General features: G+C 51.6%; 13 protein-coding genes and 1 pseudogene. 2 read left to right on the top strand and 12 right to left on the bottom strand.

Annotation, left to right across the window (positions count from 1 at the left end; genetic code table 11):
• Nucleotides 1-89: 89 nt before the first annotated feature.
• On the top strand, nt 90-1901 hold the full coding sequence (locus BEQ56_03205) for a hypothetical protein (protein AOH42569.1): 1812 nt from the start codon (nt 90-92) through the stop codon (nt 1899-1901).
• An 86-nt stretch (nt 1902-1987) separates the two neighbouring features.
• On the opposite strand, the gene BEQ56_03200 is transcribed toward BEQ56_03205, so the two are convergent.
• The 9 genes and pseudogenes from BEQ56_03200 to BEQ56_03160 all read right to left on the bottom strand — a co-directional run bounded on the left by BEQ56_03200 (nt 1988) and on the right by BEQ56_03160 (nt 10296).
• On the bottom strand, nt 1988-3007 hold the full coding sequence (locus BEQ56_03200) for a transcriptional regulator (protein ID AOH42568.1): 1020 nt from the start codon (nt 3005-3007) through the stop codon (nt 1988-1990).
• Nucleotides 3008-3163: 156 nt separating this feature from the next.
• Nucleotides 3164-3907 (bottom strand): cytoplasmic protein, encoded by a 744-nt coding sequence (locus BEQ56_03195; protein AOH42567.1) that lies wholly within the window; start codon nt 3905-3907, stop codon nt 3164-3166.
• Nucleotides 3900-5204, bottom strand: a complete 1305-nt coding sequence (locus tag BEQ56_03190) for an acetylornithine deacetylase (protein ID AOH44381.1) — start codon at nt 5202-5204, stop codon at nt 3900-3902. The genes BEQ56_03195 and BEQ56_03190 overlap by 8 nt, the downstream gene beginning before the upstream one ends.
• Nucleotides 5192-6025 carry an ABC transporter ATP-binding protein gene (locus BEQ56_03185; protein AOH42566.1) on the bottom strand — a complete coding sequence of 278 codons (834 nt, stop codon included), beginning with the start codon at nt 6023-6025 and terminating at the stop codon, nt 5192-5194. Before BEQ56_03185 ends, BEQ56_03190 begins: the two co-directional genes overlap by 13 nt.
• The gene (locus BEQ56_03180; protein AOH42565.1) at nt 6022-6882 is read right to left on the bottom strand and encodes an ABC transporter ATP-binding protein; all 861 of its coding nucleotides are present in this window, start codon (nt 6880-6882) and stop codon (nt 6022-6024) included. The genes BEQ56_03185 and BEQ56_03180 overlap by 4 nt, the downstream gene beginning before the upstream one ends.
• A 1-nt stretch (nt 6883) precedes the next feature.
• Nucleotides 6884-7672 (bottom strand): hypothetical protein, encoded by a 789-nt coding sequence (locus BEQ56_03175; GenBank protein ID AOH42564.1) that lies wholly within the window; start codon nt 7670-7672, stop codon nt 6884-6886.
• A gap of 39 nt (nt 7673-7711) precedes the next feature.
• Nucleotides 7712-8308, bottom strand: coding sequence for a hypothetical protein (locus BEQ56_03170; GenBank protein ID AOH44380.1), 597 nt, complete (start codon nt 8306-8308; stop codon nt 7712-7714).
• 246 nt (nt 8309-8554) lie between these two features.
• Nucleotides 8555-8965, bottom strand: a pseudogene (locus BEQ56_03165) (hypothetical protein).
• 119 nt (nt 8966-9084) lie between these two features.
• Nucleotides 9085-10296 (bottom strand): hypothetical protein, encoded by a 1212-nt coding sequence (locus tag BEQ56_03160; GenBank protein ID AOH44379.1) that lies wholly within the window; start codon nt 10294-10296, stop codon nt 9085-9087.
• A 75-nt stretch (nt 10297-10371) separates the two neighbouring features.
• On the opposite strand from BEQ56_03160, the gene BEQ56_03155 reads away from it, so the two are divergent.
• Nucleotides 10372-11067 (top strand): hypothetical protein, encoded by a 696-nt coding sequence (locus tag BEQ56_03155; protein AOH42563.1) that lies wholly within the window; start codon nt 10372-10374, stop codon nt 11065-11067.
• Nucleotides 11068-11122: 55 nt separating this feature from the next.
• Here the strand turns inward: BEQ56_03155 and BEQ56_03150 are convergent, their stop codons facing one another.
• From BEQ56_03150 to BEQ56_03140, 3 genes are all read right to left on the bottom strand, one after another.
• Entirely contained in the window at nt 11123-11950 is an 828-nt protein-coding gene (locus BEQ56_03150) for a sugar ABC transporter permease (GenBank protein ID AOH42562.1), read from the bottom strand.
• 11 nt (nt 11951-11961) lie between these two features.
• Entirely contained in the window at nt 11962-12849 is an 888-nt protein-coding gene (locus BEQ56_03145) for an acetylneuraminate ABC transporter permease (GenBank protein ID AOH44378.1), read from the bottom strand.
• 166 nt (nt 12850-13015) lie between these two features.
• The gene (locus BEQ56_03140) at nt 13016-14299 is read right to left on the bottom strand and encodes a hypothetical protein (GenBank protein ID AOH42561.1); all 1284 of its coding nucleotides are present in this window, start codon (nt 14297-14299) and stop codon (nt 13016-13018) included.
• Between the last annotated feature and the right edge of the window lie 69 nt (nt 14300-14368).

Raw genomic sequence — 14368 nt, 5'->3', positions numbered from 1 at the left:
ACACCTTGCACCCATACGAAGTCCCAAAGCATGGTAATAATTAACCGCGACGACAAAAGCCGCAGGCTGGCTTTCGAAAGGATGAAATTATGAAAATAAATAAACCTGGAATACTTCTCGCCCTGATCCTGGCGGTTCTCGCGTTAGCGGGACCCGCGTCCGCGTACGACAATCTCGGCTGCCGCGCCGATTCGCTCTTTCCTGAAAACGGGAACTGCGGCTATGACGTTCAATCATACGATATCGTTTTTGACTGGGATGACGCGACGAACCTGCTGAAAGGGGACGTTACGATAACCGTCAAGGCGTTAACCGATCTCTCCGAATTGAAGCTCGATTTCGCAACGCAGCATGCCGTCAGCGACGTTACCATCGACGACGCATCCATCCCATTTCAGCATAAAGACAATAACCTGACGCTCGACCTGAGCCTGAAGGCTGACGAAACGATCGCGCTGCGCGTCCTGTACTCGGGGCAGGCGGAAAGCAAGACCGTTTTCACGGGAACGGGCGGACTTCGGCAGGACGGCGACCCGTTCTGCATGGTCAACGAACCGGTCATGGCGTCGAATTGGTTCCCCTGCAACGATTCGCTGACGGATAAGGCTTCGTTCAACGTCAGCGTCACCGTTCCCGCGAAATTTTCAGTCGCGGCGAACGGAAGACTGACAGAAGTTATGGATGCCGATGGGCAGAGGTTAAGATCGATTAACGCCGAATCGCTCGCCGATCTTTCCGCGCAGGGAGCGAAATACGCCGAAGAAGGCGGAAAACTGCCACGCGTGACGTATCGGTTCGCGGCGACGGAAAAGATGGCGGCGTATTTATTTACGGTCTGTATCGACGAGTTCGATATGTATCAGGCCCCGATTTTCGACGGCGTTCTTCGAACGGATTTTATCGACCGAAAGCTGGTCTCCCGCGCCGAATTCAAATCGGCCGCGGAAAAAATGGAAGCGATGGCGGAATGTTTCGAGCCGATGACCGGGGCGTACCCGTTCCGCGACGCTGGCTCCGTCGTCATCAATACGTCGTTCGGCGGCGCCCTGGAGAACCAGACGCGTTCGGTCTACGGTTCGGATATGGTCTTTTCTTTAGAGAATGGCTTCGCGCATGAGTTAGCGCACCAGTGGATCGGCGATTTAGTCGGGATCCGGGACTGGAGCGATCTATGGATTAAAGAAGGCTTCGCGACGTACGCTGAAGGAAAATGGAAATCCTGCTCCATGAAAAACTACAGCCGAGAGAAAACGATCCGCGAGGTTTATGACGCGATGGCTTTCTCGGTTCTCTCGTATCAGGCGCCGAACATGTTTGTTCATGAATTAACAATGCAATTCCGCGACGAGCTGACCCCGGTAACGAAAGATCAGGCTATTCGCGCCGCGGAAATTCTCTGCGAAAAGGAAGCGAATGACGCGTTCCGGGAAAAGCTGGACAGTGTTTTCGGGGAAAATACGGCGGTCGAAATTGTCGAGACCGGGACTGCGATCGGGAAGCTCTGTCGGAATTTCGTCCTTTATCCGGAAAAGCAGCGGGCGCTTTACCGTGAGCTGGGGTTCTCGGACGAGCGGATCGACGGGATCATCAAGGTCGGCGGGCCGAAAGCAATCACGGCGGATTTCCGCTCGATGTATTCGAGCGCAGCGTACGACGGCGGCGCGCTGATATATTACCTGATCGAGGACACGCTGGGAGAAACGAAGTTTCATGAATTCATCCGGGCAATGATCGATCGCTACGCCTATGGGACGATCTCGACAGAGGAATGGATCGCGCTGGCAAACGAAATCGCGGGCGAAGATCTGCGCGGGCTGATCGAAAGCTGGCTGACGTACGAGACACCGCCGGATTATCCCGGCGTTGTAACGCTGCGCGAGATTATCGAGGATTATCAGTAAACGCCAATGCGGCGGGATCGAAGAAGCTGGCTATATCGTTGCCAGCTTTTTTGCCTGTCTGAATTCACTTGCGGACTGCCACCGCCTCAGCGCGCAGGCGCGGCCGTACTGGCGCGAACCACCAGCCGGGGGGCAAATACAACATGCTGGGGGGCCTTTTCATGGTTGTCAATCTCTTCGAGCAACAGAGATGCAGTCTGCCGCCCCATTGTATAGATAGGCTGCCTGACTGTCGTCAGTGGAACTTCCATATAGCGGGAAAAGAAGACATCATCAAAACCGACCAGAGAAACGTCCTTCGGAACACGGATTCCACAGTCCCGCAAGGCTCTCAAAGCGCCGAAAGCCATCATATCGTTATGGCAATAAATAGCTGTCGGACAATCTTTCAGCAATTTAAGCGCCCCATCATAGCCGCTTTGGTAACGAAAATCACCCTCAAAAATTAGCCGGTCGTCCAACGGAATATCATGATCGCGCATGGTAGTCGTAAACCCTGCCATTCGTTCCTTATTACTTTTCAACCCCTGTGGACCCGTTATACAGGCAATCCGGGAATGGCCGAGGGAAACCAGATGCTCAACCGCCAGAGCCGATCCCTTCCGATTATCTATCTCCATAGTGCTGAAATCAACGACCTCATTAAAACAGTCCGCCAAAATGACCGGTTTCCCAGTTGCTCGCAGCGCAACCAGACATTCTTCATTCTTAGAACCAAAACTTTCAGACGATAGTATGATGATAATCCCATCCACGCCGCGATCCGCTAAAATGTTGATGCTTTGCTGTTCCTGATGAAATCGGTCATCCGAGTTGCATAATATAATACTGTACTGTTCTTCTCTGCCCCGATCCTCAACTCCTTTGGCAAATTCGGAGAAAAAAACATTGCTGATATCCGGAATAATAAGCCCTAACGTCTGCGTATGCTTTTTCAGCAGGCCAACTGCCAACTGATTCGGACGATAATTCAGCTTTTTCGCCGCGACCAAAACCAGATCCTTCGTATCCGGCGGGAATTTTTTCCCCTTACCGTTCAGAATCAGTGAAACCGTCGTAATCGACAGGCCGGTCTCCTGAGCTATATCCTTAATCGTCGTTCGCAAGCTTCAGCCTCCGTTCCTATGCTTTCAGATCGATTTAACGTCCTCCTATACACCTTTCGTAAAAGCCTCCCCATCCATAATTATAAAAGACCTCCCCATTTTGAACCGCAGCTGTGAGGAGGTCCTTCATAATCCAGTTAATGGAAAAATCTGACGCTATCCGCAAATATATTCCAGTATATTGAGCCAGATCGTTTTATAATGCGCCCATGAAACAAATTCCATCGGCGCCCAATGCGGCGAGCAATCCGACGTGAAAACCGCGCTCCGCCCCTTGCCGAAATCGCCGACGGCCATCAGCGGATCACCCTCGATCTCCGCGACAACGTCACAGCCGGCCTTTGGCAGCGTCCTGTTATAGCCTAAAAGCGCCGGCCAGTCCCCAACAATTCCCTGCGTCAGCGGATGATCTTTCGTCACGACGCCATACACGCCTTCGCTATGCTCACGCCTGTCATCCATCTCCAGACAGACAACCGGAAGTACGTCTGCCAAGGCCGTCGAACCATAACGCGCTTTAGCGTCGATTCCGGTAAACGACATATACCCACCGATCATCACAAGCGCCCCGCCGTCCAGGACATAATCGCGGATCGCCTGACAACGATTCGGACGTTTCTCACTCCGGCCAAACGTAGCGCTCGGCAGCAACAGCGTATTCGAACCGATATCCGAAAGAATAACCGCGTCGTAAGCGGCATACTCCTGACCCGTAAAAGGAAGACCATCCTGCGCGTGATGATTCGGGACGTAGGTTACTTCATAGCCGCCCGATTCCAACGCTTCCCGTAAATAATCCGCCCCCTCCGCGTAAACGGAAGTGATAAAGGTATCGGCGCCCTTGATATGCGTCGTGACGCTCGTCCAGGATTCGCCCGCGATCAAAATTTTCTTAGCCATTTTTATTTCCTTCGTTATCATCTTTTCTTCCCCATCGTAAAATCAGCCCCGCGTATAGCAGGATCGTATCTAAATATTCTTCAACTTCAACATATTCATTCGCCGCATGTGATTGACGCAATGAACCAGGGCCATACTGTATCGTAGGGCACCCCGCAATCCTTCGCCAGGTCCGAGAATCGCATCCCGCCGGAGACCCGACGATGTCCGGAGTCCGATCGAAAACATCCTCGTACGCATGCACGAAGCTTTGAACCAGCGCGTGATCCGGCTCCATTTCAAAAGGTCCGCCAGCCTGATATACCGTGACCTTGGGGGGATGCGCCTCCAGATAGACGTCCCCGCTGGAGCATCGATCGATACATCCCTGAACTTCAGCCACAACGCTCTCGTAACTCATCGTTTTCGGATGATAATGAACGCAGGTTTTAAACACGCACTTATCTGGAACAGTCGAGCCATTCTCACCGCCTCGAATCACGCCTACGTTGCCGGAAGGCGGAGGCAAAAGCGGATGTTTATACCTCAGGAGCCACCCACGTTCGAGCTCGTCCAACGCTGCCATGAGTTTCACAGCCTTCTCAATCGCGCTGACCCCGTCGACCTTCAGTCCTGAATGCACCGCTGCGCCGGACACTTCAACTTCAAAAAATACAAAGCCCATATGCGCTAAAATCAGCTGACGCGTTGTCGGTTCGCAGACAACGACGGCGTCAGCCTTAAGCCCGCCCATCGCTGCCACTATCGAACCGTTTCCCCCGCCCTCTTCGTCGCAAACAGATGACAACAACACCCGGCATGGGAGCGGGATCCTTGCGTCCTGGAATAGCTTGACGGCGAGACAGGCGGCCATGATACCCGCCTTCATGTCGCACACGCCCATCCCATAAACCCGCCCATTTTTAACATGCGCATCCAATGGCGGGAAATCCCAAGCAGATTCGTCTTCAGGCGGTAGCGTATCTATATGACCGTTGAACAAGATTGATAACGGACGAATTCCTTCAAAAGCCGCATACAAATTATATCGACCCTGATAATTATGCCCGGGATTTCCTTCGTTATACAGAGCCAGAGCCTTTTGAATTGGCTCTTCGGACATAGCCTCGACCTGGATCTTGCTCGCGCCCATCTGCTCATATAGGGCCTTCAGAGCTGCCTGCCCGTTTGCTTCAAGCCCGCCTTTAATCCCATGCCCCAAATCGCGGGTATCCTTTTTTACCAATTCCAGCAGGTACGCCAGATACTCGTCGCGCCGTTCCGCCAACGTTATCCTCAATTGGCCTAATTCATCCATAATCTTTCTCCTTTCCCCAATTGAGATCGTAAAGACTGCCGCAGTTGATCCCGAAAGATAATACCCGGAGGATAACCCAACAGGTCCGCAAGCCGCGCGATCTGCGGCTTCTTAATCCGGCATTCTCTCAACACCGCGTCGTTCGCAAACAACTCTTCCATCCGACCGTCAAAGAGAATCCGCCGATGCGCCATGGCAACGACACGCTCAAAATTTTCAGCAACAAATTCCATATCGTGTGAAATCGTGATAACTGTAACGTCTTCGCTTCGCAAATAACGAATCAGCCGATTCAAAGTCCGGGTTCCGATTAAATCCTGCCCAGCCGTAGGTTCGTCTAAAATCATATACCGCGGATGCGTAGCTAAAATTGCTGCAATCGCAACAAATTTACGAATGGAATATGGAATATCAAATGGATTGTAGTTCAGATAGGGACCAATTCCCGTCAGCTCCACCGCCGCCGCTACGCGCCGTTCCGTCTCGACGTCGCTAAGCTTCAGGTACCTCGGCATGTAGGCAATTTCATCATGTACGGTAGCGTTAAAAATCTGATCGTCCGGATTTTGAAAAACATAGCCCACCAGCGCTGCGATCTGAGCTGTCGTTTTCTCCCTCGTATCAACGCCATTTACCCAAACTCGTCCTTTCACAGGCTTATACAGTCCGTTCATCATTTTCACCGCGGTTGTTTTTCCTGCGCCATTCTGGCCTACAATCGCGACCGCTTCGCCTTGGTCGATCGTTAAATTCAGGTTCTCAACCGCCCAGGTTCCCGGCGAATACTGAAAAGACGCGTTTTCCAGGATAATCCGATTCATGAGCCTGCCCCAAGCGTCACAAAACTCGAAAGGACTTCCGCAGCCCGCTGAATCGTAATCGGAATTTCAGGCAGATTCAGTCCATCGAGTTTCAGATCCCGCCCTAACAGGGCGACCTCTGGAATTGCCGTTCCCTGATTCAGCAGTGAATCGTCCGTCAAGATCTCCCGTGTTGGACCATGCGCAACAAGCTCACCTTTGTTCAGGACCAGAATCTCATCGGCATAATCAGCCAATAAGTCAACTTTATGTTCAACCAGTAAAATCGTTTTTCCCCGTTCCTTCATCTTATAAATAATTTCGAAAATCATATCCGTTCCATGTGGATCAAGCTGCGAAGTTGGTTCATCGATCACGATAATCGGGGGTTCCATCACGATAATCGAAGCGAACGCCACACGCTGTTTTTGGCCTCCGGAAAGAGCGTTCGGATTCTTATCCATAATATCTTCGATTCCAAGGTCCCGAATGATTTGAACCGTTCTCCGAATCATATCTTCCCTCGATACGCCAAGGTTTTCTAAGCCCATAGCAATTTCTTCGAAAACGGTCTCTTTCACACCGCTGATTTGGGTAAACGGGTTTTGAAAGATAAATCCAACCTCAACTGAAAGCTCGTCGAAATCGATATCCTTCAGCAGCCTTCCATTGATCCGGCATTCTCCTTCCAGTTCGCCCCTGTAAAAATAAGGCGCCAGTCCCCGGACCAAGTTACACAAGGTCGTTTTCCCGCTTCCGTTAGGACCGATAATCCCATATAGCTTCCCTGCCTCAAAACTGACCGAAATATTCCTCAACGCCTTCTCTTCCGCCAGCGGATAAGCGTAGGATACGTTTCTTAATTCGACCGCCGCCATCTTAAACCCCCCGAACTCGCAGCACGATACCCACGATCAGCGCCAGATTTGCTAAAACAACCATTCCAATCTGGACAGCGTCAAATCTTGGAAGCTGACAGAGTTGCGTAGGTTTCCCTGACGCAGAGAAAGCCCGCGCTTCCATCGCAATCGTTTTCTCTTCCGTACTGGCGACAGCGCTCAGGACCAATGGGCCAAGCACAGGAAGATAGGCCTTCAAACGAATGAACAGATTTCCATCCGTTTCGATGCCGCGGGATTTCTGGGATTCCATGATCATTTTCGCGTTAACTGAAAGATCGATAATGCTCTGAAACGTCGACAGGAAAATAAACGACGCGGTTCGGGACATTCCCAGATTCTCAAACGCCAGCATCAGTTCACTCATTGGCGTCAGCTGAAAAAAAAGAAGGAAGATTCCGCTGAATCCTAAAATCAGCAGGCTGGAAGAAAAACCTTTTAAGAGACTTTCATCAGAAACGCGAATCCCAGCCAGCTGAAAAATAACGTTCTCTCCTCCTGAAAACGCCGCGTTAAAAATAAACCAGAATAAACCGAAAAATAGAATAACCCTTGAATAAATCTTAAAAAAGGAACGGAATTTACCTGCCGCGACCGCTATCAGGAAAGAAAAAACACAAAGACCCAGAGAGCCGTACAGCGAATCAAACAGGAAGTTCAGCGCGCATAACGAGATCATAACGTTCAGCTTTACCAACGGATGCAAATCCAATATAAAATTACCAGTGCGCCGCGGCGCGGAAAACCGTTCAACAAAAGCAGACGCCATTTCTTCTCTCCTCAGTCAAAAAATCGGCATGCCTCACTGTCATTCAGCCTTCGCGGTTCGCTTGCCTCTGATATAAATATCCCCCAAAGGAAGCTTAACCAGGAAGCGATCGGACATACTTTTCAAAATGAAATAACATATCATCAACGTACAGAATTTATCCAGCAGCTCAGTACACAACTCACTTACGACTGTAGCCGGCAGGAGACCCCAACCCGCCGTCATCAGAAAAGAAACAATCACCGTCGCGCCGGTACCCGCAAAGCCACCGAAGAACGTTATCGTGATCGGAATCGCCATCGCGCAAGCCATTACCGCAAAAATCACGGCTGAGAGCAGGACCTTCGGCAACGTCAGGAACATCCCTTTCCTCGATAAAAGCCCCGCGATCAAGCCAAAAACCACGTTGATAATGGCATAGCCTAAAATCGTAGGCAGCGAAATAGCGTTAATCAGATTGGTAATCAGTCCAACCATCATGCCCGGAACCGGTCCGCAGAGCGCGCCGGCAATAATCGTACCGATCGCATCCAGAAAAACCGGGAGCTTCAGCATGATCGCCAACTGTCCCCCGACCAGGTTAATCGCGATACAGACCGGAATCAGAAAAATAACCATCCTGCTGATTTTGCTCATGTTCTTGTTCATTGCAGCTTTTCTCCTTTAAAAATGTAGAAAAAAATGATTAGGTAAAAGGTTTTACCTAATTCAGATGTTACCATATCTTTCAACAACAGTCAATCCTTTTTTTCGCGCTGCCAATTAAAAAACGCCGGGATTCTTCCCCGCGTCTCATTTTCACAGTGCGTCTCCCTTGGGGGCACTTTCCACCCCTTCCGCAGCGTCATGTCATTTCCGAACCGGCAGGCACACCGTTCAATTTCAATCAGCCTCCTCAACTTCAAAAAAATGAAGCTTTCCTTTCATCGGTCGGAATGGGAGCGGTTCGGCGTTATCAAGAAGAAAAGCGAAATCCCCAGGATTATGCCATGAGCAATCGACTTCACCCTCACACTCCGTCACACAATCGACAAGGCCGACCGATCCAATAATCCCGCCGCGCTCAAAATCCGCAGCCGTCGCGGGCATCGTCAGTTCAAAACCGTCTTCTCTCGCGTCCGCCTCAAGGTCGCGCTTGAAGACAGCATATTCCTGAATTGACATATCAAACTTCTCTGAAGCGTGAACGTAAAAGCGGCCGCGAAAAGCCGTTTTCCAGCTTCAATTTTCAACGGTTTTCGCACCATACACAATCAGCCAGGCCCAAGGCTGACGAATACTAAGCGCTTTCATCAGGCATTCCCCTTTCCACCGGATTGATATCGAAGGCGGCGTGTCGTTTCTGGGAATTGTGTCCTTACTTCCGGAGCGCAGCCCGAACGGTTTAGAACGGCGCGCCGCCCCCATAAGCCTTACGCCGCCCGATCCGCCAACCGCCCCAAACAGGCGTCCACCAGCAGCAGCGCCCGCGGAAGATGAAAACACCCCTTAAACAGATTCCCCTTGCAGGGCGGATCCGTCGGCGTCCCATCGCGCCGCAAATACCCGAACCACTCCCCATACGCCGGATCGGCGAACCGCTCAAACGAATAAGCGTCCGCTTTTACGAACCAGTCCCAATATTTCGCTTCGCCCGTCATCTCGTGCAGCATAACCGCGCTGATCAGCGTCTCCGTCATCGGCCACCACAGCTTCATGTCGTGTTCGAGCTGCTCCGGCGGAAAATTCAGCGCGTCAATAAACGCCAGGATCCCCCCGTAGCGCTCGTCCCACCCGAGCTCGGTCGCCCGGTCAAAGATCGACGCCGCCTTCCGAACGAGCGCGGCGTCGCCCGAAAGCTTCGCCTGATTCAGCAGGAACCAGACCCCTTCGATCGTATGTCCCGGATTAATCGTACGTCCGCCCGCAGCGTCGGCCATGAACTCGCCGTTCGGGCCGACCGACTCAAGGAAAACGCCGAAATCCTCTTTATAAAAATACCGGAATATGTCGCTGGTCAAAGACCTGCCGCGCGATTCGTAAAGCTCAGCCCGTTCCGGATCGCAGCGGTGCATTTCGTGCGTCACGTTCAGCAGGATCATCGGCCGCGCAAACGCACGCCCGGACCGCGTTTCGGCGTACACCTTCGGCGTAATCCTGAACGGATCGGCCGCAGGATCGTCATACATCGCCAGCAGGAAATCGTAATATTTCCGCGCCGTTCCGAGCGCCTGAAGATCTCCGAAAGATCGATACGATTGCGCGTTGGCAATCGTATAAAACGTCTCGCTGAAAAAATAACGGCGCTTTCGGAGCGGTTTTCCCTCGCGGGTCACCGAAAAATACATCCGCCCGTCCGCCGGATCGATACAGTACTGGTTCAAAAAATCCAGACAGCTATACGCCGCCGCTTTCCAATCCGTTCTTTCGCCGTACGTTTCGCAGAGCAGCGCGAAAACCCAGGCCGCGCGCCCGTTCAGCCAGACGCTTTTATCGGAAACGTACCGCTTCCCTTCCCGATCCAAATACGTGCACATCCCGCCGTATTCCGCGTCCATCCCATTTTTTAACCAGAACGGAATACAATCCTTCAATAAAGCGTCGCGATATCTTTCCTGAATCCTTAAAAACTCGTCTCGTTTCATCATCCTGATTCTCCTCGATCGTTTATAATCGTTTTAATCTGGCTTCAGCCGTTTCAACCGCTGAAAGGAATTCGCATGGACGACGATCTCCAAACTTACCGCTTCGGGCTAAAACCGTTTATCTCCGCTTTCATCCAACATTTCAGCGACATCGTCGCCGTGAATCTTCTCATGAGCCTGACGTTCCTGACGATCGTCGGGATTCCGTCCGCGTTCGTCGCCGGAGCGGCTGTCTTCCTTCGTATTTTCAGGAACGAACCGTATTCGCTCCGTCGAGATTATTTTACCGCGTTCAAACGCGAATTCAGGCGTTCGCTCGCCGTCGGTTTCGCCGTCCTGATCCTCGGAGCCGCCTCGATCTTCGCGGCGTCGCTTTACTACCGGATGAGCGTCGGGAACCCGCTGCTTACGGTCGCGGCGGTCCTCTGCGTTGCGCTCGCTTTCGTCTGGCTGGCGACTTCGTTCTATCTCTGGCCGATGCTGGCGATCGTCGACTTATCCCCCGGCGTCATCTTCAGGAACAGCCTGCAATTAGCGTTCCTCGCTGCCCCGCGCAACCTGATCGTTTTATTCAGCGCGCTGATCGTCGGCTTCATTTATGGATGGAAGCTGCCGCTGTCGCTGATCGTCATTCCGCTTTTCTCGTTCGGTCCCGTTCTCTTCCTTTCGACACATGTCGCTTACGACGGGCTCCGAAGGTACGTTATCCGGAACGCCGGAAACATACCGCGGGACGGAACCGAAGACGAAAGCTTTTACCTACGTCATTAACCGGAATTCCCGCCCCGCGTTCCGAATCCTGAAACCAAACGCCCGGAATACTGCGTCAGCCTTTAACCGCGCCCATCGTAATCCCCTGCGTAAACGCGTTCTGGAAGAGCAGGAAGACCAGGACGATCGGCAGCGCGGCGAACGTCGCGCCGGCCATCAATGCGCCATAGTTGGTTGCGAATTCAGCCTGGAGCGTCGCGATCCCCAGCTGGAGCGTCAGCGCCGTCCGGCTGTTCAGCATGATCAATTGCAGAAAATAGTCGTTCCAGGTCGAAATAAACGTGAAAATCGCCAGCGCGCCGACCCCCGGACGGACAATTGGCAGCACGACCGAGCGAAACGTCTGAAACTCGCCGCAGCCGTCGATCTTCGCCGCTTCAAGAATCTCGTTCGGAACCGTTTCGCTGAACTGCTTCATTAAAAAGATCCCAAACGGCCAGCCGACCGACGGTAAAATAACCGCCCAGAGCGTATCATGCATTCCCCAGGAGGAAACCAGCTTCACCAGCGGCACGAGGACGACCTGCTTCGGAAGCGCCATCGCGCCAACGAACATTGAAAATATCAGGTTTCGTCCCGGGAATTTTTTCTTAGCTAATACGTAACCCGCGAGCGCAGCAACGGTGCAGACAAGCACCATGGCGATGAGCGAAATAATGACCGAGTTCCCGAACCATTGTAATGCCGGGTTCTTAAATAATGTTTGATAGTTAGCTATTGTTGGCGAAAGAGGAAACCACTCCGGCGGCAACTTTACTGTAACCCGCTGTTCCTTGAGCGAGCCGGTGACAACCCAGTAGAACGGAAAAACGAAAATGAACGTTACGATCAACAGCAGAATCGTCGAAATGATATTAAAGGGACTATACTTTTTGTATCCCATGACGAACGCTCCTAATAATCAATATTCGCGTTGAAAACGCGGAATTGAACCGTACTGAAAAGAACGATAAAGATCGCCAAGACGACGCCCATCGCGTTGGCATAGCCGTAGCGGTGGAGGCGAAAGGCGGTCTCGTAGACCTGATACATGATCGTACTCGTGTTAAAGTTTGGCCCTCCGGAAGTCAGTAACTGGATTAGAGAGAAACATTGGAAAGTATTAATTGTCGTAATAACGACAACGTAGAGCGTCGTCGGCATGATTCCCGGCCATTCGACGTAACGGAAAATCTGCGCTCTGTTCGCGCCGTCGATCTCGGCCGCCTCGACCTGCGACTTATCGAGATTCCCGAGCGCGGCGATAAAAAGGATGATCGGCTGACCGACCGAAGTCGTAAAAAGGACGAGCGCGATCGCCCAAAGTGCAAAACGTTTATCCCCGAGCCAGTTGATGTTGCGCGTTATAATCCCGGCGTCCTTGAGAACGAAGTTCAGAATACCGGTCAATGGGTCGAACATCCATTTCCAGACGACGATAACCGAGACGGTACCGGTAACGACCGGTAAATAGAAAATCCCGCGGAAAAGAGAACGGACCCAGGCGCTTTTTTCGTAAAGCGTGACCGAGGCGAAAATACTGAAAACGACGATCACGGGGACAGCTGCGACAACTAACAGGATCGTATTCCCAAGCGATTTCAAAAAAACCTGGTCGCTGAGTAATTCAATATAGTTTCCGATCCCGATCCATTGGTAATGTTTCATCGTGTAGTTGAAGAAGCTGGTCCACATTCCCTGTCCAATTGGGACGACGACAAAGACGAAGAAGAAAATCAGCGCGGGTAATAAAAACAGGTAGGCAGTTATCGCCTCTCGCTGATTTGCCTGCTTCATGGTCATCACTTTATTTGCTTGCATCGGAATTCCCTCGTAGATTTTGAGTGTTGCCCTGTCGGACGAATTAAAAGTTTATGATTTTTGGCGAGAGAGCGCTCAGCGCGTTTCCTGAAAAAACCGCGGGTAGGTTTTACCCCACCCGCAGTTTTCAATTTCCTGAGACTGACGATTACTGAGCGTCGGCGTAAGCCTTGTTCGCGTCAGTAACGAAATCGTTCATCGCCTGTTCAGCGGTCTTTTCTCCGGTCAGAGCCGCCTGGAGGTTGCTCCACCACGCCGGACGCATTCCCGCGAATCCGTCGATCGTGTTGTAGTACGGGCTATAATATTTTGTCAATGAGGCATAAAACTTCATTTCTTCATTCCCGGGATACAGATCTCCGAAGGACGTTCGAACTGGAAATGCATTGCTCGCGAGAACATTTTGCGGTCCAACAACTTTATCATCGGCTAAGAACTGGATGAATTTCTTCGCGGCTTCGATTTTGGCGTCGTCGCCGTTATTGAAGACGGCGAAGCCGCCGACGTAATACTCCAAATCTGGAGTTTCATCGTCCGACGGATAGGGCATAGCAATGACTTCAATACCATTCTCTTCAAGCGTTGCGGCGTGGTTTTTTGCGTTGGCTGGAGTCCAAAGCAGTGTGCCAGAAACCGTGCCAGCAACGAATGCTTCAATAGCGGGGGTTCCGGCATAGGTAATGCCTTCGGTTAAATGACCGGCATTGACTTCGTCGACAACATACTGCATGGCCTTGATACCGGCTTCGCTATTCAGCGTCCATTCGGTCATTTCAGGATTCAGCATCTGGGCTGAGTAGAGGTTTTGGATGAACGCGCGTGTCCCCTGGTCGCCGCCCTGAGCTTGACAGAAAACGATCGGTCCCATCACACCTTTTTCCGCTAAAGCGGTATTGAGTTCGGTGAATTTTTCAGTTGTCCAAGTACGGTCACCTTCGAGGTTGACCAAATCAAGCAGACCTTCTTTTTCAAGGAGGGTCTTGTTGTATGCCATAACAAATGGAAATGTTGAAAAGGGATACATATAATAGTGCTCGCCGTCCGAGCAGGCACCGATAATATTTTCGTTCGCTATATCAGCCTTGTATTCGTCGGTGAACAGGTCGTCTAAGGTTGCAAGTTTTCCATTCTTTCCGTAGTCAATGATACGGCCCGGAGCATCGAAGAGAACGTCAGGCGCCGTACCGCCTTCGATCGCAGTGGCAATTTTTTCCGGACCGGATTGGAAGTCAATCATTTCGAGCTTGACGGTGATATCCGGGTTTGCGGCCTGGAATGCGTCAATTACCGATTGCTCGTATTTACCAACGGTGTCGTCGACCGTCGCGAACGTCGGGAAAGCCCACCAGGTAATTTCGGTCGCCTGAGCCGATACCGGGAGGACGCCGATCAACAGGGCTAACGCAAGAAACAACACAATCATTTTTTTCATACTTATCTCCTCATGAATGATGAAATGACGTTCAGGAATGATTCACGTCTTTTCTGACATCCAATATTA

The organism is Anaerolineaceae bacterium oral taxon 439 (assembly GCA_001717545.1).
GTDB lineage: Bacteria > Chloroflexota > Anaerolineae > Anaerolineales > Anaerolineaceae > Flexilinea.
Note: the sequence above shows the minus strand (reverse complement) of the source record. Positions and strands in the feature narration are given on the sequence as shown.